At 46.8% G+C, this 20,566-nt stretch carries 17 protein-coding genes and 1 pseudogene; 7 read left to right on the forward strand and 11 right to left on the reverse strand.

Annotation, left to right across the window (positions count from 1 at the left end):
• Positions 1-42 precede the first annotated feature (42 nt).
• Positions 43-630, forward strand: a pseudogene (locus tag K2G41_RS09715) (zeta toxin family protein); the annotation flags it as partial.
• Positions 608-811, forward strand: coding sequence for a hypothetical protein (locus K2G41_RS09720; protein ID WP_300117662.1), 204 nt, complete (start codon positions 608-610; stop codon positions 809-811). The pseudogene K2G41_RS09715 and the gene K2G41_RS09720, both read left to right, overlap by 23 nt.
• Positions 812-1,148: 337 nt before the next feature.
• Here the strand turns inward: K2G41_RS09720 and rbr are convergent, their stop codons facing one another.
• The 5 genes from rbr to K2G41_RS09745 form a co-directional block, all read right to left on the reverse strand.
• A complete protein-coding gene (gene rbr / locus K2G41_RS09725) occupies positions 1,149-1,730 on the reverse strand; it encodes a rubrerythrin (RefSeq protein ID WP_300117663.1) in 582 nt (193 codons plus the stop codon).
• A 165-nt stretch (positions 1,731-1,895) separates the two neighbouring features.
• Entirely contained in the window at positions 1,896-2,711 is an 816-nt protein-coding gene (locus K2G41_RS09730) for an EFR1 family ferrodoxin (RefSeq protein ID WP_300117664.1), read from the reverse strand.
• Positions 2,708-3,784: a DUF2027 domain-containing protein gene (locus K2G41_RS09735; RefSeq protein ID WP_300117665.1), complete on the reverse strand. Its 1,077-nt coding sequence runs from the start codon at positions 3,782-3,784 to the stop codon at positions 2,708-2,710. Before K2G41_RS09735 ends, K2G41_RS09730 begins: the two co-directional genes overlap by 4 nt.
• Before the next feature lie 30 nt (positions 3,785-3,814).
• Positions 3,815-6,667 (reverse strand): excinuclease ABC subunit UvrA, encoded by a 2,853-nt coding sequence (gene uvrA / locus K2G41_RS09740; protein WP_300117726.1) that lies wholly within the window; start codon positions 6,665-6,667, stop codon positions 3,815-3,817.
• A gap of 309 nt (positions 6,668-6,976) precedes the next feature.
• Complete coding sequence (locus K2G41_RS09745) at positions 6,977-8,092, reverse strand: site-specific integrase (protein ID WP_300117666.1); 1,116 nt, start codon at positions 8,090-8,092, stop codon at positions 6,977-6,979.
• A gap of 227 nt (positions 8,093-8,319) precedes the next feature.
• Between K2G41_RS09745 and tilS the strand changes: the two genes are divergently transcribed.
• Positions 8,320-9,675, forward strand: a complete 1,356-nt coding sequence (gene tilS, locus K2G41_RS09750; protein WP_300117668.1) for a tRNA lysidine(34) synthetase TilS — start codon at positions 8,320-8,322, stop codon at positions 9,673-9,675.
• An 18-nt stretch (positions 9,676-9,693) separates the two neighbouring features.
• On the opposite strand, the gene rmuC is transcribed toward tilS, so the two are convergent.
• Both rmuC and K2G41_RS09760 read right to left on the reverse strand, forming a co-directional pair.
• On the reverse strand, positions 9,694-11,103 hold the full coding sequence (rmuC, locus tag K2G41_RS09755) for a DNA recombination protein RmuC (protein ID WP_300117671.1): 1,410 nt from the start codon (positions 11,101-11,103) through the stop codon (positions 9,694-9,696).
• Between the two features lie 91 nt (positions 11,104-11,194).
• Positions 11,195-11,356 (reverse strand): hypothetical protein, encoded by a 162-nt coding sequence (locus K2G41_RS09760; protein WP_300117673.1) that lies wholly within the window; start codon positions 11,354-11,356, stop codon positions 11,195-11,197.
• Positions 11,357-11,598: 242 nt separating this feature from the next.
• Here K2G41_RS09760 and K2G41_RS09765 point away from each other — a divergent pair, with 242 nt between their 5' ends.
• The 4 genes from K2G41_RS09765 to nrdG all read left to right on the forward strand — a co-directional run bounded on the left by K2G41_RS09765 (position 11,599) and on the right by nrdG (position 15,498).
• On the forward strand, positions 11,599-11,895 hold the full coding sequence (locus K2G41_RS09765; RefSeq protein WP_300117675.1) for a Dabb family protein: 297 nt from the start codon (positions 11,599-11,601) through the stop codon (positions 11,893-11,895).
• 23 nt (positions 11,896-11,918) lie between these two features.
• Positions 11,919-12,551: an HAD family hydrolase gene (locus tag K2G41_RS09770; RefSeq protein ID WP_300117677.1), complete on the forward strand. Its 633-nt coding sequence runs from the start codon at positions 11,919-11,921 to the stop codon at positions 12,549-12,551.
• Between the two features lie 250 nt (positions 12,552-12,801).
• Entirely contained in the window at positions 12,802-15,009 is a 2,208-nt protein-coding gene (locus K2G41_RS09775; RefSeq protein ID WP_300117679.1) for an anaerobic ribonucleoside triphosphate reductase, read from the forward strand.
• 15 nt (positions 15,010-15,024) lie between these two features.
• Positions 15,025-15,498 carry an anaerobic ribonucleoside-triphosphate reductase activating protein gene (gene nrdG, locus K2G41_RS09780; RefSeq protein WP_300117681.1) on the forward strand — a complete coding sequence of 158 codons (474 nt, stop codon included), beginning with the start codon at positions 15,025-15,027 and terminating at the stop codon, positions 15,496-15,498.
• A 129-nt stretch (positions 15,499-15,627) separates the two neighbouring features.
• Here nrdG and K2G41_RS09785 read toward each other — a convergent pair whose 3' ends face one another.
• The 4 genes from K2G41_RS09785 to K2G41_RS09800 form a co-directional block, all read right to left on the reverse strand.
• Complete coding sequence (locus K2G41_RS09785) at positions 15,628-16,005, reverse strand: RidA family protein (protein WP_300117683.1); 378 nt, start codon at positions 16,003-16,005, stop codon at positions 15,628-15,630.
• A gap of 67 nt (positions 16,006-16,072) precedes the next feature.
• Positions 16,073-17,476 (reverse strand): YihY/virulence factor BrkB family protein, encoded by a 1,404-nt coding sequence (locus K2G41_RS09790; RefSeq protein ID WP_300117685.1) that lies wholly within the window; start codon positions 17,474-17,476, stop codon positions 16,073-16,075.
• 27 nt (positions 17,477-17,503) lie between these two features.
• A complete protein-coding gene (locus K2G41_RS09795; RefSeq protein WP_300117687.1) occupies positions 17,504-18,361 on the reverse strand; it encodes a hypothetical protein in 858 nt (285 codons plus the stop codon).
• Entirely contained in the window at positions 18,342-20,552 is a 2,211-nt protein-coding gene (locus K2G41_RS09800; protein ID WP_300117689.1) for a RelA/SpoT family protein, read from the reverse strand. Before K2G41_RS09800 ends, K2G41_RS09795 begins: the two co-directional genes overlap by 20 nt.
• Between the last annotated feature and the right edge of the window lie 14 nt (positions 20,553-20,566).

Consider the following 20,566-nt stretch of genomic DNA (forward strand, 5'->3'; position numbering starts at 1 on the left):
CGATATTATAAGAATACACACCGTCAGCTTGCTGACAAAAAACACTTTTTAATTATGAAATCGCCCAATTTATACATCATCGCAGGTTGTAACGGAGCAGGCAAAACGACTGCATCGTTCACTATATTGCCTGACGTCCTCGAATGTCAGCAGTTTGTCAATGCCGATGAAATTGCCAAGGGCCTTTCACCTTTCCATCCGGAAAGTGTGTCGATGGAAGCAGGACGAATAATGCTTCACCGTATTGAGGAGCTTCTGCACAAGGGTATGACTTTCGCTATCGAGACGACCCTTGCCACCAGAAGCTACCATGCTCTCGTGGCCAAGGCCCACAGTCTGGGTTACTTGGTGCATCTCTTGTATATATGGCTTTCGTCGCCACAGCTCGCTATCAAGCGTGTGGCACAACGTGTCAGCGAAGGCGGCCATAATATTCCGACTGACGTGATCATCCGCCGATACCACCATGGTATCAGTAACCTCTTTAATCTTTTTATGCCGATTGTCGATAGCTGGACTATTATCGACAATACGCGCTGCCATCCGAAGGTGGTAGCAAACGACTCTTTGACTTTAGCCCCAGAATTGTATGACCGAATTAAAAAAGATGGAGAAACTCAAATTGACTGACAATATATCTGACAAATTAGCAAGAGGCATGGAGATTGCCGTTGAGAAATGTCTGCTTGACAAGATGGTCAAGGGGCAGACGGTGGTCTATGCCCACGACGATGGTTCGATTTACACCATGTCCGCCAAGGAAGCTCTTGACCATTTTCTTGCCGAAGCGGCTCAAGAGGCCATATTGTAGGCTCAATAGGATGATTGGTAACAATCCTCTATCCTCGATCAGGCTGATCAGAAGATGTCCTGCATGTATTCCCGAATAAATAAAACGATATCCGGACCGGAGAACCCACTTCTCGGTTCGGATATCGTTTTATCGTTGGGAAAGTGTTACACGTTGATCCCCAACTTGATAATTTACGGTGTGGTAATAGACTTCAACTTATCATTTTATACATGTCCATGGGATATGCTACCTCAAGCTTAGCTTATTAATCAGACCATTAATAGGAGAGGGCATATCAGAATTTAATTCTGATATGCCCTCCTTAACGGTTGTGTATAGATTGATAGTAGTAAGATCAATAGTTATCGGCCTTACGTTCGAAGTAGCCTTGCTCTTTGCCACATACGGGGCAACGTTTAGGTGCTGACTTGCCCTTGTGAACGTAGCCACAGTGCATACACTGCCACTCTTCTTCTTCCTCGCCTGAGAATTCCTGATCGTTTGTGAGACGGTCGAGCAGACGGAGATAACGCTGTTCGTGTTCGGTCTCGACCTTGGCTACCATCTTGAACATAGCAGCAATATCCTTGAATCCTTCTTCCTCAGCGGTGCTTGCAAATGAAGAGTAGAGATCGCTCCATTCCTCGCGTTCACCGGCGGCTGCTTCGCGGAGATTTGTAATGGTATCGGCAACCACGCCTGCGGGATAACCTGCATGGATTTCGACCACACCGCCTTCAAGACGTGAGAAGAAGAGCTCTGCATGGCTGAGTTCCTGCTCGGCAGTGATAAGGAATACTTTGGCGATCTGCTCGTAACCCTCTTCACGTGCTTTCTTTGCAAACAGAGTGTAGCGTGAACGTGCCTGACTTTCACCGGCGAATGCTGCGAGGAGATTATGTTCGGTCTTTGTACCTTTGATCGATTTCTTATCCATAAGATTTTCTGGGGGGGATTAAAGTTGCTTAAAATAGTTTTCATTATTTAAACACTTCCACATCGCGAATGGTTCAGCGATGTTTCAAAAAATTTATTGACTCCCCGAAATAATTATCTTGATGGATAATTTCGATATGGACTATTGCTGCTATAGAGTAGCCTCTCAAAGATAAGGATTGAAATACTGACCTTTGTTGCGGGTGACTTTGCCATACATGACGGCATGACGAGGACAGATATGGTAGCAGGCAAGACAGCCTGCGCAAGCCGATCCCCATACGGGATGGCGACGTGAACGTCCGGATGAATCCGCACTTGAATCAGACTTCATCGTGATATTGTCAACCGGACAGGCAGTGGCACATTTACCGCAGGATATGCAGTCCGGAGTCCAATGGAATGGCTTCGGCGACATGGCATGACGCACGAACCACGGATAGATAACCTTGGTCTTTATCCATGCGAAGCTACCGCGGACAACATCATCTTTCACAGCATCACCCTCCGAAAAATTCCGCAGTTCGTCAGCAATAGTCTCTATCCGCGAGGGGGCGGCCGCCAGTTTCTCACCTTCGAGCTTTTTGGAATCTACATCGAAGCCCGACATACAGACATAGTTGTTGGGCATGATGACGGAATAGGTATTTCCTGCCGACCATCCCCTCTGTCCAATCTCCTTACGCCACATTTCAGGAGCGAGTCCGCAGTCATCGCCACAGGTCACTACAAGATGGTGTGTGAGTGGAGCAGTAAGGGCAGCGGACTGAAACGAGATCTGACGGATGATTGAACGGACGTAGGGCGGTACTCCCCACGAGTATATGGGGAAGACCCAGATAACCGATGTATCCCCATCCGGAATGGAGATCGGCATAGAGGTGACACCGGGACGTAACTCGACCATGCTCCGGCCGAGGAGTTCGGCTAAGCGTCCCGCCACATAGCGGGAATTTCCTGTGCCTGAAAACCAAAGAATCATATAGTCACCTGTGTTGCACCGAATCCAAATTCACGGAAGGACGCATCCTGCACGTCGTGTCCCTTGTAACGATGATTGAGTTCCTTCATGAGCGCGGCACGGAGCACACCTTCTCCCTTGCCGTGGATGAACACGATTTTCTGTCCCTTATTCTTGAGATTGGCATCCATTACCTTACGGAATTCATCAATCTGCAGGTTCAGTATATCGGCCGGCGACATTCCGGCCGTCGTATCTACGAGTTCGTTTATGTGCAGATCCACTTCAATGCGATCACCACGGCGCGACTGCGTCTGCTTTTTGACAGGACGCTTGAGCGGACGGTCGATCGCTTTCTTGGCCTTGATACCCTTCTCAAGTTGAGAAGAATCGAGCACCATACGCTGACGGGGAACATCGTTAGTCACGATGTCAATTGCGATTACTTCCTTGTCGAAATAAGGATTGGACCGGAAACAATGCAGTTTGAAAAATTTAGTGGTGTCGAGAGCTGTCTCAATCGCTATAGGTGATTTCAGCTTAAATTCGCGGTCAGACTTGAAGGCGATCATCTGGAGGGCGATACGGTCCATCGAAGGAAGGTCCGCCCCGGCGATTTCTTCAAGGAACACCTGTATGTTTGGCTCGACAACGCCTGCATAGCGGGTGGTCCAGCCATTGGCTTCGTCAGAACGCGAAAGATAAGTGAAATAGAGGTAGTAATTGGAATCGTTTACCAGATATGTGTCGAAGGTTGATGTGTTGAGATGCTTAATATCATTTGGCTCATAGGCCAATACCACGTTCAATTTCTCTCCTTCGGGCGTTTCTTCAATGGGCAGGTCGGAAGTAGCTGCTGCAGGAGAAGGTTTTGAGGATACCGACGGCGTTTTGACCGTCGGTTTGATATCGTCCTGAGTCAGGGCAACTTTCTTTTCTGTGACTTCAGGGGAAGCCACGACCACACATTCACGCAACAGTGTGGGTGTTTCGAAACCGTCGTCATCGACGTAAGCTATATTTCCTTCGATTCTTCTGATTATACCGCCGCCGACAGAGTTGAGGAAGCGGACGCGGTCACCTATTTTTGCCATGATGATTATTTTTTCCTGAATGAATTACTGTTAAAGTTTCTCTTTAAGGAAATGACCTGTGTAGGATTCCTTGCAGGCCACTATTTCCTCCGGTGTGCCGGTTGCAACAAGACGGCCTCCGGCATCGCCTCCCTCCGGGCCGATATCGATGACGTGATCAGCACATTTGATCACATCCATATTGTGCTCGATGATGAGTACCGTATGGCCGAGTGAAATTAATCGATCAAACGATTTCATGAGAGTGGCTATGTCGTGGAAGTGCAGACCGGTCGTTGGTTCGTCGAATATATATAAGGTGGGGTCGGCTTTTTCATCAGCGAAAAATGACGCGAGTTTCACGCGCTGATTCTCACCGCCTGAAAGAGATGAAGAATTCTGTCCGACCTTGATGTATCCGAGACCGACGTCGCTCAGCGGTTGCAGACGCTTGACGATACGCTTCTCCTGTGTTCCTCCTGCCTCGCTGAAAAATTCGATGGCCTGATCAATGGTCATTTCAAGAATGTCATAGATATTCTTGCCACGGTATTCTATCTCAAGTATCTCTTTCTGATAACGCTTTCCGTGACAGGATTCGCATGGGACGGTGATATCGGCCATGAATTGCATTTCGATGGTGATGTAGCCATCGCCCTTACACTCTTCACAACGGCCGCCGTCAGAGTTGAATGAGAAATCTGAGGCAGAGTAGCCCATCTGTTTCGCTCCTTGAGTCGAGGCGAAAAGCTTACGGATTTCATCGAAAGCTTTCAGATAGGTTGCAGGATTGGAACGCGTGGATTTGCCGATAGGGTTCTGATCCACAAATTCGACGTTGCTTATGCGGCTGAGATCACCACCGAGACTGCGGAACGAGCCGGGTGCATCGCCGGGATTGCCGAGATGACGCGTAAGCGCACGATAGAGAATATCACGCACGAGTGTGGATTTACCTGAACCACTGACACCAGTGACGACTGTCATGACACCGAGGGGGAATTCCACATCAATATCTTTCAGATTGTGTTCCATCGCACCTTTTACCTTGATGGAATCACGCCATTTGCGTCTCTGCTTCGGAACGGGAATGGAAAGTTCGCCGGTCAGGTAACGGGCCGTGTAACTTCCGCCGGTCTCCACTTCGGACTGCGAAGGGATGAGTTGAGCAGGTTCGCCCTGAAAGATAATCTTACCGCCGAGGCGTCCGGCATCCGGACCGACATCTATCAGATAATCTGACGCACGCATGATCTCCTCGTCGTGCTCCACGACAACAACAGTGTTGCCGAGATCACGAAGCTTTTTCAGAACGGATATCAGACGGTCAGTGTCACGAGAGTGCAGTCCGATAGAGGGTTCGTCAAGTATATACAGTGAACCGACGAGACTACTGCCGAGCGATGTCGCAAGATTGATGCGCTGACTCTCACCACCCGAAAGTGAAGAGGATAGACGGTCGAGCGTCAGATAGCCGAGACCTACTTCTTCAAGATAGGAGATTCGGTTGTTGATTTCACGCAGGAGGCGTCCGGCAATCTTTGCATCGTTTTCATCAAGCTGAAGCGAACGGAAAAATTCGAGTAGGTTGCTGACAGGCATGCTGACAAGCTCACCGATGGTCTTTCCTCCGACTTTCACGTAGGACGCTGTCTTTTTCAGACGTGATCCGTGACATTCAGGGCAGATAGTCTTTCCCTGATAACGTGCCTTCATGACGCGATACTGTATCTTGTACTGATTCTCGTCGAGCATCTTGAAAAAGTTGTCGATCGAAGGAAATTCGCCATACGTCATCTTAACGCCGGCGAGATTTTTCGGACCATGCCAAAGAAGATCCTTTTCCTCGCGTGTGAGGTCAAGATAGGGCTTATGGATCGGGAAATTGAATTGAGCTGCATCGGCAATGAACACCCTTTTCCACTCGCTCATTTTGTCGCCACGCCAACAGGCAACGGCATTATCATAAATGGAGAGAGTATTATTAGGGACAACAAGACGTTCGTCCACACCAAGGACTTTTCCGAATCCGCCACATGTCGGACAAGCTCCTACGGGATTGTTGAAATTGAACATCATATCCGTCGGAGGTTCGAAACGGATACCGTCAGCTTCGAAAATCCTTGAAAATTCCTTTTCGGCCGGTCCATCCTCACCCCAGACAACGACTGTGAGTCTGTCATGCCCCTCAAAGAATGCAGTTTCAACCGAATCATGCAGACGGCTGATCTCATCAGCGTCAGCAGAGACGGCAAGACGGTCAACAAGCAGTTTGTAGTCATCCGGATTATAGCTTTCGGGAGTCTTTGACTCCCTTACTTCGGTCAGAAGCTCCTCGATGTCGATAAAACTGCCCTCACGCATCAGGCGTGAGTAACCGGCTTTGAGATATACATCGAGTTGCGAAACGAATTTACGTCCTTCGGGGAGGGTGATGGGAGAGATTATTGCCGTGCGCGATCCTTCGGGGAAAGAAGTGACGTATGCCACTACATCCTCGATGGTATGTTTGCGTACTTCTTCACCTGTGACGGGGGAGAACGTATGTCCGACACGCCCGAAAAGCAAACGCAGATAGTCATAGATTTCGGTTGATGTCCCGACGGTGCTTCGGGGATTTCGCGTGTTGACTTTCTGTTCGATCGCTATAGCCGGCGGGAGGCCGAGAATGGCCTTGCATTCCGGCTTCGGCATCTTGCCCATGAACTGGCGGGCATAGCTGCTGAGGCTTTCCACATAACGACGCTGCCCTTCCGCATAGAGGGTATCGAACGCAAGGGATGACTTGCCGGATCCGGACACGCCCGTAATCACTACGAGCTTGCCGCGCGGGATTTCAACGTCAACATCCTTGAGATTGTTGACCTTCGCTCCCAACACGGTTATATTCGGTTCCTGAATGATAGCAGGTACGGATTGAGAAGATATTTGGTTGTTATTTTGCATTTCTATTGGATTCCTTCTATTGTAACATACAAAGTTACGAAAAATTATCTACTAATGCAAACAAGAATAAATCAAGCTGAAACAACTATTTTTGTCTAATGAGCCCACGCTGTTCGGCGAGGGGATAAGGGTGGGATACTCGCTGACTGATACCGGCTGTTCGCTCGTGCCTGTCATGACCAAACTTACGGAATTGGCATAGGTCAATATGAAAACGGTTATTGATCACAGGGATAAAAAGTGTAAAATAGTGAGACTGCCTCAAGTTTATTTTAATGTGATACGGGATACGGTGGCCCATTTCTTTTCATTGACAAGATTGACATAGATCTGAGTGGTCACGACATTCTTGTGAGTAAGCATTTTGCTGACGGTGTAGATGTCTGTTCCTGCTGCAATCTGAAGTGTGGCGTAGGTGTGGCGGAAACTGTGGAAAGTTATATGTTTTGTAATACCCGCCTGTCTGATCCATTTTTTCAAGGGATGGTTGCTCATACTGCGTTTTAGACCTTTGAAAACAATGCCGAAGGACGTATTTGAACCGCAAAGTTCGACGGCTTCGTCGCTTAGAGGTAATATGGCTATCGAACGTGTCTTTTGTGTGCGGATACGGATGCAATATCCTTGATCCGGTGAAAAATGAATATCTTCCCAGCGAAGGTTGAGAATGTCGCTTATGCGGAGACCCGTAAGGCACGAGAACAGTGATGCTCGTTTAAGCACATCAATCTCACAAGGTGTCGAAGCAAGGCGTTTAAGTTCAGATGACGTAAGATATTGTTTCCTGACTTCTTCGGGGTAGATTTTTTCAAGAAATTCATTGATATTTTCCTTTAGGAGTTTATCACGATAAGCCATTTTAAGCACACTGCGGAAGGTGGAGTAATAGACAGCGGCTGAATTGCGCCGGATGGCGTAATGGGTCCTCCGGAGTTGTACAGCCGAAAGAAGATAATTCCTGAAATTTCTGCACAGATCGACTGTGAGCTGTCCGAATGTGCAGTGATATCTTACGAATTTAGAAAAATGGGAATATGCCGCCGGCCATTTGGTTGACTTTCTGCGACACATCTTCTTGAAATAGGCCAGAAAATCACCGTTCATCCTATCGTGGTCAAGGAAATCGAATTTTTCATTTATCAGTGATGCTACGCGCAGGCAGCGGATTGCTTCTGCTTTTTCAAGCATCTGACAATTGAAGTCTTGCTGCGTTTCATTGCAGGGTTTAGCATAGATGTAGATGCCGAGATACTCACGACGGGTCATTTTCATCGTCTCAGGGTTACGGATGGCAGGATAGAAATCAAGATAGAGTGAAAGCCGTCCGTTTTTAATGGGACGCCGTAATAGGGATACGGTATGACATGTGTGTCTGGTTGACATAATAGATGAATTTTAGTGGATTGATAATGGTGATGTTGCCTTTTAATAAATGGCGTTAAAGTTAACGATTATGTAATGTAGCGTACTCCTATTCTATACACCCATGATTGCTGTAACCGGAATTTAGAAGCACATCAATATAATCAGTACGAGTAAAATGATTAAATTTGCAATTGACTTGCCCGAAAGTGTCGGAAGAGGGCAGAAATAATAAATTGAACTTAATCATGGAAGGCATTTTAAACAGAAAGGTCAGAAATTTCATCACTGCTAATCATCTCTTAGGTGCGGATGACAGGATATTGGTGGGATTGAGTGGCGGAGCCGATTCCGTATGTCTGCTCCTTATTCTTAGTGAGCTTGGCTACAACTGTCTGGCTGCACATTGCAATTTCCATCTGAGAGGAGAGGAAAGTATGCGTGATGAAGATTTCTGCCGTGAACTGTGTGAGCGGGTAGGAGTAGAGTTCAGAAAGAAGGATTTCGATGTGGAGGGATGCTGCCATGACCACAAGGAATCGGTTGAGATGGCTTGCCGCCGTTTGCGTTATGACTGGTGGGAGGAAATGCTGCGCGATGGTGACGCTTCAGTGATTGCGGTCGGTCACCACCGTGAGGATAACGTCGAGACATTTTTCCTGAACCTTATGCGTGGAAGCGGCATCGGAGGTCTTAAAGGGATGCTTCCGAGGACAGTCAACATCGTCCGTCCGCTACTTGACTGTACCAAACAGGAGATTGTGGATTATGTCAGCCTTGCAGGCGAAAGTTTCGTTACCGATTCAAGTAATCTTTCAAATGATTATAAACGCAATCGCTTGCGCAATGTGCTACTGCCTGAATTTGAAAAGGTATTTCCGGGCGCGATTGATGCTGTGGCCAAGAGTATGGATTATCTTCGTGATAATTATGATCTTTACACTGACTACTCGGATAAACTACGCAAAAAATATATAGGCAACGATGGGGAAATTGATCTTGCCAGACTTGTTTCAGAAGAGAAAAATTCACGGATGATCCTTTTTGAACTCCTGTCAAAAGCCGGTATGAACATGACACAGATTGATAACATCCTTTCATCGTTCACTAATGGGGACTCATGCCCGGCATCCGGTAAAATCTTTAGGACATCAGCTATCACCTATCTGCTTGATCGCGGGATATTGCGGCCAATGTCTTCTACTGCGAGTTATGATTCAGATCCTGAAACTGAAATAGTGGATCTGAATAGATTTCCATTCTCTTGCCGGAAAATGACTGCTAATAGCTTCCGCGAAGCTAAAATGAACGGCAGACTACGCATCGACGCACTTTATATGGATAGTAGTGTGCTTGATGGCATGCCTGTGTTCGAACTCCGGGGTTGGCGTAAAGGTGACCGCATGATACCATTCGGGATGAAAGGCAGTCGCTTGGTCAGTGATATGTTCACGGATGCGAAATATTCGCTTGATAAAAAAGAAAAAGCCCGTCTGCTCACGCGCGACGGGCAAATATTATGGGTGATCGGACTTAGGACATCGGATGCATTCCGGGTCACGGATCGTTCGCCACAAGTCCTTGAGGTGACTTTTAACGGTTAAGTGTGCAAATAAGAAAGGTCATGCCTTATCATCATCAGATGCCTCTTTAGCCACTGAGGCTGCAAGTTGCTTTGAGGCCTTGACTCCAAGTTTTTGCAGATTCAAGGCGCGATTCATAAGGTTGCCCGTTCCGGTAGTAAGCTTTGTCATGGCATCGTCGTAGGCCTTGCGGGTTGATCCGAGTGCTTTTTCAATGCGCTCCATATCCTTTGTAAAATCCGCGAACTTATCATACATCTTACCGGCTTCCTCAGCTATGGTAATAGCATTTTTCGTGTGGCGGTCACGGCTCCAAAGCTGTGCTATGAGTTTGAGTCCCGAAACGAGATGTGTAGGTGACACGATGAGCACCTGACGATCGTAGGCTTCCTGCCATAATCCCGGATCAAGGCGCATGGCGGCAATGTAGGCAGGTTCATTGGGGATGAACATCATCACGAAATCAAGTTTGGCCTCACCTACATATTCCTGATAACGTTTGCGTGCCAGCTCATCAACATGTTTTTTGACAGAACGGACATGACGCATGGCCGCTCCTTCGCGCACCTCATCGTTATCTGCATTCGCATAATCGACAAAGGCCGTAAGCGACACCTTTGAGTCAATGACCACAAAACGACCGTCGGGATACTTCACGACAACATCGGGGCGCAGAAGTGATCCATCCTCATTTCGCAACGCATTGCCTGCGGAGTCCGTAGTCACCTGTGTGATGTATTCCACTCCTTTCTGAAGGCCGGATCTTTCGAGGATTGATTCAAGTACCATTTCACCCCAGTCGCCCTGAACTTTACTGTCGCCTCGGAGGGCCTCGGAAAGTTCACGAGCCTGTCGGGATATGGACTGGTTCAGATCGACAAGTTCCTTAATGCGCTCTGAAAGAGAAAAGCGTTCACGAGCCTCATTGTTGTATGTGTCCGTTACAGCTTTGCGAAAATCATCGATATTGTTGCGGAGCGGAGCGAGAATCTCAAGCAAGCGTTCCTCATTCTGGGACTTGAGATCGGCGGTGTTCTGGCGCAGGATATCGTTGGCAAGATTTCTGAAACGGCTTTCAAGAAGTTGTTCCTGCTCTTTGCGCTTCTCTTCTTGCTCGGTTTTTTGACTCTCCCGACGTTCCATTTCATCATTGAGAAGTTCAAGGCGTGTGTGAAGAGCTGAATTTTCCTCGCGTGCGGCAGCAAGATGTTCGGACATTGCACCCAAGCGGGTGTCAAGTTCATCTCTGGATCGGCGCAAATCAGCAAGCGAGGTATTCAGCGCGGCTATCGTACTGCGTGATTCCGTCGTCATGCGTTCGGATTCTATACTTAGTTGCCGATTTTCTTTTTCGAGTGCTTCGTTGCGTCTGTTGGCATTAAGCAGAAAGTACAGAAGCAATACCACCGCGATCCCAAGGATCAAGGCGAAAATTAGTGACACAGACATGTTTGTTGTGTATGTGTAAAATACGTGGTGTGAAATATATGATTGAGTAGTGGAGAGAGGAAGATCGGAATGTAATTCCTGCAAGCTCTGATCAGTTTGCCATGAGACCGCCTAATGCCGTGATCTTTACAGGCACAAACGTATATGCTCTCGCAAACTGACGGATTTTGGCAAGTGTAAGTTTTCCGGGTCCCGGATTTTCAGGAGTACGATCGGGATTAATAGTGGGAATAGAAGTAGAATTTTTTGTCATAGGCGAACCTTTAAAATATTAAATCAGGACTTTGACTATATGTCCCGCGAATAATGTGATGCGTGATGTCTTTTATCATCTTTTTAACGTATGATCGCCGGACTTTATTGTGTGTGCCTAACGACATTTTGACCATCCGGACAAGAGAAAGGGAAGAAACAAAATTTATCCAGTCCGAAGATAGATCTTTCGGAATAAAAATAGTAATTTTGACATCCAAAACTCTAATAATTCAAATAATCATGGTCAAACATATTGTATCTTTCAAATTAAAGGGTAGTCCTGAACTTCGTAGGGAAGTTGCCGAACGTTTCAAACATGCGCTGCTGGAGCTTCCTTCGGTAATTGATGTGCTCCAGTCAATGGAGGTTGGAATCAATGAGAATCCTGTGGAGGACTGGGATGTGGTCCTAACTGCAGTTGTTCCTGAAATGAAGGACGTGGAAACCTACGCCAAGCATCCCGCTCATGTGGCAGCCGCATCAATAGTCGGTCCTCACAAGGAAGCGCGCGCCTGTGTTGACTACTATTTCTCATGATCAATCACTAATACCATCGTTTCATGGTCATTGTCTTTGATCTTGACGATACTCTATTTGCTGAAATGGATTTCGTGCGGTCAGCCTATAGGCGGATCGCACGCATTTATGGTCATGAGCTGCTCGATCCAATGTTAAACGCAGCAACTCCACGGGAGGCTTTTGATTCCACAGGCTTGCCGATAGAGGAATTGCTGATGATCTACCGATCACACGAGCCGGATATACTGCTGCCTTGGCAGTCACTCTTTACCCTCGCCGCGCTTAAAAACCGCGGTCATACCCTCGGTCTTATAACCGACGGCCGCAGTCTTACTCAACGAAACAAGTTCCGTGCGCTCGGACTTGAACGCTTTATCTCCCCGGATATGATATTCATCTCTGAAGAGATCGGTGCTGACAAACTTTCCGGAGAAGCATTTCGTCGAATAATTGACACCTGTGGGGTGGGTGTGACGTATATGTACGTCGGAGATAATCCAAAGAAGGATTTCATAGTTGCCAACCGCCTCGGATGGCAGACTGTATGTCTGTTGAATGGGGCAAGAGGTGAAAATATTTTCAGTCAGGATTTTAAGCAGTCCCCTGAAGAATATTGGCCAAAAATATTAATCTCACAATTGACTGACTTGCTCGGTTTTGACAATTTGAAATAGTTACAAATGTCATAAAGTTATCCAAAACCAAATAATAAGTGTTTGATTTTTAATATAATATAAAATATTAATCTTTAAAAAGTTTTCCAAAAAGAAAACATGATTGAATGAAAAATCCAACAAAAGTGTTGGATTTTTATTTTTATTCCGTAACTTTGTCACCGCTTTCGCACTTGAAAAAGTGGTCTCAAAAAGCAGTTTCAACTCTAACAGATTAATATTCAAGCTAACCCCTCAAAAATACTTTAAAATGATACTCACAGTGGTAAAACGCGACGGTAGAATCGTCGGTTACAACGAAGAGAAAATCAAAGCCGCAATTCGCAAAGCAATGCTCACTACAGAAATGGGTGAGGACGAAGCTCTCATTTCGCGTATTACCGATCGCATCGGGATGTCAGGCAACGAACAGATGTCTGTCGAAGAAATTCAGGATCATGTTGAGTTTGAACTCATGAACTCTCCCCGTAAGGAAGTGGCCAAACGCTACATCGCTTATCGTGACAAGCGTTCGATAGCACGCCGAGCAAAGACGCGCGATATGTTCCTTGAGATCATCGAGGCCAAGAACAATGATATCACCCGCGAGAATGCCAACATGAACACCGATTCGCCTGCGGGTATGATGATGAAATTTGCAAGCGAGACTACCAAGCCGTTTGTCGATGACTATCTTCTTTCCGCAGAAGCCCGTGAAGCTGTGCAGAACGGTTATCTCCACATTCATGACAAGGACTATTATCCAACGAAGAGTCTTACCTGTGTCCAGCATCCGCTTGACCGTATCCTGAAATATGGCTTCATCGCAGGACATGGAGAGTCACGTCCGGCAAAACGCATAGAGACTGCGAGCATCATAGGTTGTATTTCACTGGAAACCGCGCAGAATGAGATGCACGGAGGTCAGGCCATCCCTGCATTTGACTTCTATCTTGCACCTTTCGTGCGCTCGTCATTTATTGAGGAGGTAAAACAGCTTGAAGATCTTAACGGTGTAGATCTGTCACACATATATAATAAAGAACTTGATGACTATGTGAAACGTCCCCTTGACGGACTCTCCGGAGAGGAACGTTGGGTTCAGCACGCCATGAATCAGACTGTGAGCCGTGTCCATCAGGCAATGGAGGCTTTCATCCATAATATGAATACCATACACTCGCGTGGTGGCAATCAGGTTGTGTTCAGTTCGATCAACTATGGCACGGATACATCCGCTGAAGGCCGCTGCATCATCCGCGAACTTCTCAACTCAACTTATGAGGGTGTGGGCAACGGAGCTACCGCTATTTTCCCCATTCAGATATGGAAAAAGAAAAGGGGTGTCAGCTATCTGCCTGAGGATCGTAACTACGATCTCTATCAGCTTGCATGCAGAGTTACCGCACGCCGTTTCTTCCCTAACTTCGTCAATCTTGATGCCACTTTCAATCAGCACGAGAAATGGGATGCCAACGATCCTCTGCGTTATAACTATGAAGTGGCTACAATGGGTTGCCGCACACGTGTATTCGAGAATCGCTTCGGCGAAAAGACCTCTATCGGTCGTGGCAATCTAAGCTTCTCCACAATTAATATTGTCCGTCTTGCCATTGAGTGCATGAACATTAAGGATGAAGAAGAGCGCGTAAGTAAGTTTTTCCGTAAATTTGATGAAATTCTTGACATAACGGCCCGTCAGCTATGTGACCGCTATAATTTCCAGAAGACTGCTATGGTGAAGCAATTCCCGCTTCTCATGTCGCGTCTTTGGAACGGAGCGGAAAAACTCGGTCCGAACGACACTATTGAAAGTGTGATCAATCAGGGTACCCTTGGTATCGGTTTCATTGGCCTTGCCGAATGTCTGATCGCACTTGTCGGCAAGCATCACGGCGAAAGCGAGAAAGCTCAGGAACTCGGTCTGAAAATCGTGAATCACATGCTCAAACGTGCCAACGAATACAGCGAACGCTATCAACACAACTTCTCCGTGCTTGCCACTCCGGCTGAAGGTCTTTCCGGTAAGTTTACCTCACGCGACCGTAAGGCTTTCGGAGTGATACCTGGTATTACAGACAAGGCTTATTATACCAATTCAAACCATGTGCCTGTCTATTATCACTGCTCACCCGCTCACAAAGCTAAGATCGAAGCTCCTTATCACGATCTGACCCGCGGTGGCCACATCTTCTATGTCGAAATTGACGGTGATGCGACACATAATCCCAAGGCTATTTCGGATATCGTGGATCTGATGGATAAGCACAACATCGGTTACTGTTCAGTGAATCACAACAGAAACCGATGCATGGATTGCGGCTACGAAGATGCACAGGAGAATCTTGAGGAATGTCCTCACTGCCATAGTCACAACATTGACTGTCTCCAGCGTATCACAGGCTATCTTGTAGGCACTACAGACCGCTGGAATAATGCGAAACTTGCGGAACTTAAAGACCGTATCGTCCACAAGTAAGATTGACAAAAAGACATGAGAATACTTGATATAGTTCCGGGGACATCTGTTGATGGCCCCGGACTTCGTACAGCCATTTACTTTGCAGGATGTGAACACAAATGCCCCGGTTGCCATAATCCGCAATCATGGGACTTTGATGGCGGTCAGGATATGAGCATTGACGAGGTAATGGCGGTGGTGATTGAAAATGATTTTGACGTCACATTTACAGGGGGTGATCCTCTATACAGTGTCGAGACGATTTTGCCGCTTGCACGCGAGATCCGGCGTATTGGGAAAAGTATCTGGTGTTATACCGGCTTCCGTTACGAGGAGATAGTCTCTCATCCTCGCATGAGAGAGCTAATGGAATACATCGATGTGCTTGTCGATGGTCCGTTTGTAGAATCTCTCCGCGATGTTCATCTGTTGTTCCGTGGATCATCAAACCAACGTCTTATAGATCTCCATAAAAGCACGCCGGACTCTATAGTCGAATGGGAATAGTGAACTCGGCTCAATCTGATAATAACGGACTATCAATTGCCATACAATAAAATCGGCCATTCAGTGTCAAATCTGAATGGTCGATTCTGTATCTGGAAGTTATCCGTGGTAAATTAACAGATGTGTTGATTAGCCAAGGATCGCGATTACTTCAATTTCGACAAGCACCTGCTTGGGAAGCTCACGCACAGCTACAGCGGAACGAGCAGGGAAGGGCTCTGCAAAATTCTGGGCATAGACCTCGTTCATCTCACCGAAGAGACTCATGTCTGCGAGGAATACAGTGGTCTTTACTACATTTTCGATGCTCGCACCGGCAGCAGCAAGAATAGCCTTTACATTTGCAAGGGACTGTGCGGTCTGAGCCTTGATACCTTCGGGAACGGTTCCTGTAGCGGGATCAACGGGGATCTGACCTGAGCAATAGAGCATGTTGCCAACCTTGATAGCTTGGCTATAAGGACCGATTGCGCCGGGGGCTGCTGTAGTGGATATTACTTCTTTCATGATTTGAATTATGGTTAATAATTATTTGAATTGAATTGTCGTGCAAATTTACACAATATCTCTGATACTATCGAGGCATTGATACGTCAGACTTCAGATTTTTATTCAGAGGGAGATGAATTTCGGAGAGCAGAACGCTTGAAGCATTCTGACGGAATTCGGTATCAAGTTTGTCGCAAAGGTCAAGCAGAGGTTTGAACTCATTGTCGAAAACTGAGAGAAACTGAGCTTCGCCATGGTTTGACAATACGTCGAGAACATGTCCTAATGTATAATGTTCGGGGCTTGTTGTAGGTATAAGCGGCGTATCGACTTCAATTTCATTTTCAGTAGGAGCTAGGCGGGCAATCAATTTACAATCAAGGAGGAAATTGACTACGATTGCCGTCAAACGTGGAGGGATAATGAAATTTGCTGACAATTCCGCGACATTAAGCGGTTTTTCACCTTCCTTGAAACGCTTGATAATCACGGTAAGGACTGCCAGACAGACCTTGCGCCTGTAAGCTCCGGAAATATTGTCGGTCTGATGCTCGTATGAGAAAAGGTAGATTTCCTGAGATGATCTGCATAGGAGTGCGCCTGTGAGAGTGATGAGCCAAGATAGCTGCATCCATATCAACATCAATGGTAGGAACGAGAAACTACCGTAGATAGCGTTGTACTTTGCCACATAGATCTGTCCGGATATGAATAGCCATTGTAATAACTGGAAGGCAAGTCCGGAAATCAGGCCGGTGAAAATCGCATTTCTAAACTTGACCTTTGTATTAGGAATCAACATGTAGGCCCCCGTAAAGAACAGACAGCCAAACAAAATGGAAACTATATCAAGAATATCACCGAGAACCGGACCGACAAAATCAAAAGGCAGTAACTTCTGTATGGCAGTTGACATGAAGATACGGAGACCTCCCGAACATATCATCAATACCGGAAGAATGATGCATATTGCAAGATAATCCGTCACTTTTCGTGTAAAAGGCCGATCAATCCTGATACCCCAGATGTTATTGAATGTTGTCTCAACGGAATCAAGAAGCGAAATCAAAGTCCAGAGGAGGAACACGATACCTACTCCTACGAAAATTCCTTCCGATGCCTGTTCCAGACATGAATCTACGAATGTAAACGCTACTTCCAGTGCTTTTCTCTGCGATGGAAAATATTGATACAACTGTGACTGCAGAATATTTTGGAATCCGAAACCACGTCCGATTGCAAAAAGTAGGGCAAGAGCCGGAACTACAGCAAGAAGTGTCCGGTAAGTCAGCGCACAAGCCGATGACTGAAGATCGGAACTCATGAATGAACGGACAGTCAGATTCAGGGTCTTGACAGTATTGACTTTAAAATTGTTCTGCTGATCCGTCCATACTCCTTCAGAGCAGTAGGCCCATTGTTTCATGATGCTTGACTTGGTACGCTCAAGCCATTGGGCAAATTTGCCCGGATTCTTTTCCTCGGTCATTTCTGGGTGATATATATCAGGGAAAAATTACTTTTCGCTATTCTTATCAATAAACGTACGTGCAGCCTGACTGCGCGAAATCTCTACAGCACGACCGAGACGTTCTTTCTCAAGTGACGCTACCTTGAATCGACGCAATGTCGTAGCATAATCGTAAAGCAATGCAATCTCTTGTGCCTGTGACTCCGGGAGCGGAATGGAATAAGATGACGCACCGACAAACGTAAGTGTCATAGGTTCACCAGCATGACGGCTGACAAAATGGCCGAGGCTGTCACACTCCACACCCATGAATGTGATAACCTCTCCACCCATCGAACGGTCATTGCGCTCACCGTCATGATTAACCGTAGCGGTCGTTGCCGACTCTCCACCGGCACTTACCTCTACAGATGTACTTTTTACACTCTTACCTTTGAGCGACGACATGAGATAGAAATCACCGTTAGGGCTGACACGAGCCTGCAGGCCTGTGGTGTTGAAAAACTTTGCAGGATCGGCAGTAGCAGCCACGTAGTAGCCTTCGATCGGGTTTTTGACGAATTTCAGCTGGCGTTGCAGTGAATCACCGCGCACGGCAAGCACTGCGGAAATTGAATCAGCTTGCTCAAGATTGCGCAATGTCAACCCTTCAGTGGCTTTAGTCGCAAGATGGAGTGCCTCACGACGCACATCTATCTCTTTAGGATATGCATTCTTGATGGAATCAGTGAGGGCAAGAGCCATGCTATAGTTTTGCGCCTCGTACGCGTCTTCAGCCTGTTGGAGAAGTGCGGTAGCTTTTTCAGTGTCGCTATTTCCGCCACATGCTGCCACACAGAAGGCACATCCGGCTATAGCCAGATTTTTAAAGAGGGATGTTTTGTCAGTTGCTACGTTCGACATCTTTTACTCCTTTTACAGTTTTAATTTTCTTGATAAGATTGTTAAGTGCGGAAGTGTCACTGATACCGACCACGAGAAATCCTGAGAAAATACCGTCGGATGAATCAATGGTGATATTGCGGAGCGTGACATCCTTTTCCTTATTGATAATGGATGTGATATTGGTGACAATCTCTATATCGTCATTACCGACTATTCTCAGAGTCGCGGCAAAACGACTGCCGACTTTTCCTGACCAACGAGTACGGATGACACGGTACGGATACTTATATCTTATATGGGCTGCATTCGGACAGTCGAGACGATGGATCTTTATCACACCTTCGGCGGATACGAATCCGAATACATCGTCACCGAATATAGGATTACAGCATTTGGATAGTTTATAGTTGATTCCCTTGATGTTGTCGCCGATAATAAGGATATCGTCCGACACATTTCCGGTATTTCGCTCCTGCCCATCCATCAGCTCAAACTCTTCCGCACTCCTGCGTTCGGTTTCTGCGTGCTTGTCCGCATTGTCAAGAAGCTCATATTGCGTTATCACATCATTGACATCCAACTCCTCGTCACCGATAGCCTTATAGAAATCGGTAACGGTTTTGTAAGACATTTTTTTGATGGTACGCATCAACATTCCTTCTTCAAGCTCGATCTTCCGGTTTTTGCATCGTCGCTGAAGGAGTTCCTTGCCGAGTTCAGCCGAGCGGTTAGCACGTTCGTTGATTGTCTGGCGGATCTTGTTGCGGGCTTTTGAAGTGACAACGAATGAAAGCCAGTCCTGTTTCGGCGTCTGACCGGGGGCGGTAGTTACTTCCACCGTGTCGCCGGAGTGAAGTTTATAATTGAGCTTCCGGTTGCGGCCATTGACCTTACCGCCGACACAGGTGCATCCGAGTTTGGAATGAATATTGAAAGCGAAATCAAGTACAGTCGCACCGAGAGGCAGACGGTAAAGATCGCCACGCGGAGTAAACACGAAGACCTCCTTGTCATAAAGATCCATCTTGAAGTTCTTCATTAGCTCCATCGGACCGTCCGCTGTCTCAAGGATGTCACGTATATTGTTCATCCAGCTGTCAAGATCACCTTCACTCTTTATGCCTTTATATTTCCAGTGAGCCGCAAGACCTTTTTCAGCCACGAGATCCATGCGTTTCGTACGTATCTGTACCTCCACCCATTTGTTGTCCGGCCCCTTCACTGTAGTGTGGAGGGATTCGTAGCCGTTACTCTTGGGTATGGATAGCCAGTCCTTCATTCGTGCCGGATTAGGCGTGTACATATCCGCAACGATTGAATAGACATTCCAGCAATCGGCCTTTTCGCGTTCGAGGGGAACATCGAGGATGACACGTATGGCGAAAAGATCATATATGCCTGAAAGTTCCACCTGCTGTTTGCGGAGTTTATTCCATATAGAATAGATGGACTTCGTGCGGCCCTTGATCTCATATTTCAGGCCGGTGGCATCGAGTTTCTCCTTTAACGGGGCGATGAAGTCGGCTATATATGCGTCCCGCGCAACTTTCGTCTCGTTAAGTTCCCGCGCAATCTTCGTATATGTCTCTCTGGCAGTATATTTCAGTGACATATCCTCCAGCTCGCTCTTGATCTTATAAAGACCGAGACGATGGGCAAGCGGTGCATAAAGATAATTGGCTTCAAACGCGGTGTCAGTGACAAACTTCTCGTCGGGGTGATGATTTATGGCGCGCATCAGCGTCAGACGTTCCACAATCATTATGATTATCACACGGATATCCTCCGCGAAAGTCATCAGAAGCCTACGGAAATTATCGGTCTTTACTACTCCCTGTTTTCCATAGAGGGTCGATACTTTCATAAGCCCGTTGACCATCCGCTCAACATCCTCATCCCATGTCTCACGCACAGTCTCGACCGAAATAAGCTCATCGACACAAAGTCCGTAGAGCAGTGTGGCTATGATCATGTTTCTGTCGGGTGAGACCATGTCGCATAGGGTAATGGCCGTTTCAAGAGCATGACTGATCTTGTTGAGACCATGACGATCGTTGACAGGATGTCCACCGGCGTATGCCTTCTTGATCATCCCTCTGAGGGTAGCGAAATCGGACGGCTGTGCGACCTCCCTGCTTTCTGCAAGGAGGTTCAGGACAAGATTTTTTATTTCGGCCCTCTCTTCAGAGGGAACAGTCGTTTTTTCCATTGTGTATAATTGAC

This window comes from Duncaniella sp. (genome assembly GCF_029056165.1).
GTDB lineage: Bacteria > Bacteroidota > Bacteroidia > Bacteroidales > Muribaculaceae > Duncaniella.

What these genes read in the sequence shown, in the direction of transcription:
- K2G41_RS09720 (WP_300117662.1), top strand. Translation starts at nt 608, where the DNA reads ATGGAGAAACTCAAATTGACTGACAATATATCTGACAAATTAGCAAGA.
- rbr (WP_300117663.1), bottom strand. Translation starts at nt 1,730, where the DNA reads ATGGATAAGAAATCGATCAAAGGTACAAAGACCGAACATAATCTCCTC.
- K2G41_RS09730 (WP_300117664.1), bottom strand. Translation starts at nt 2,711, where the DNA reads ATGATTCTTTGGTTTTCAGGCACAGGAAATTCCCGCTATGTGGCGGGA.
- K2G41_RS09735 (WP_300117665.1), bottom strand. Translation starts at nt 3,784, where the DNA reads ATGGCAAAAATAGGTGACCGCGTCCGCTTCCTCAACTCTGTCGGCGGC.
- K2G41_RS09745 (WP_300117666.1), bottom strand. Translation starts at nt 8,092, where the DNA reads ATGTCAACCAGACACACATGTCATACCGTATCCCTATTACGGCGTCCC.
- tilS (WP_300117668.1), top strand. Translation starts at nt 8,320, where the DNA reads ATGGAAGGCATTTTAAACAGAAAGGTCAGAAATTTCATCACTGCTAAT.
- rmuC (WP_300117671.1), bottom strand. Translation starts at nt 11,103, where the DNA reads ATGTCTGTGTCACTAATTTTCGCCTTGATCCTTGGGATCGCGGTGGTA.
- K2G41_RS09760 (WP_300117673.1), bottom strand. Translation starts at nt 11,356, where the DNA reads ATGACAAAAAATTCTACTTCTATTCCCACTATTAATCCCGATCGTACT.
- K2G41_RS09765 (WP_300117675.1), top strand. Translation starts at nt 11,599, where the DNA reads ATGGTCAAACATATTGTATCTTTCAAATTAAAGGGTAGTCCTGAACTT.
- K2G41_RS09770 (WP_300117677.1), top strand. Translation starts at nt 11,919, where the DNA reads ATGGTCATTGTCTTTGATCTTGACGATACTCTATTTGCTGAAATGGAT.
- K2G41_RS09775 (WP_300117679.1), top strand. Translation starts at nt 12,802, where the DNA reads ATGATACTCACAGTGGTAAAACGCGACGGTAGAATCGTCGGTTACAAC.
- nrdG (WP_300117681.1), top strand. Translation starts at nt 15,025, where the DNA reads ATGAGAATACTTGATATAGTTCCGGGGACATCTGTTGATGGCCCCGGA.
- K2G41_RS09785 (WP_300117683.1), bottom strand. Translation starts at nt 16,005, where the DNA reads ATGAAAGAAGTAATATCCACTACAGCAGCCCCCGGCGCAATCGGTCCT.
- K2G41_RS09790 (WP_300117685.1), bottom strand. Translation starts at nt 17,476, where the DNA reads ATGACCGAGGAAAAGAATCCGGGCAAATTTGCCCAATGGCTTGAGCGT.
- K2G41_RS09795 (WP_300117687.1), bottom strand. Translation starts at nt 18,361, where the DNA reads ATGTCGAACGTAGCAACTGACAAAACATCCCTCTTTAAAAATCTGGCT.
- K2G41_RS09800 (WP_300117689.1), bottom strand. Translation starts at nt 20,552, where the DNA reads ATGGAAAAAACGACTGTTCCCTCTGAAGAGAGGGCCGAAATAAAAAAT.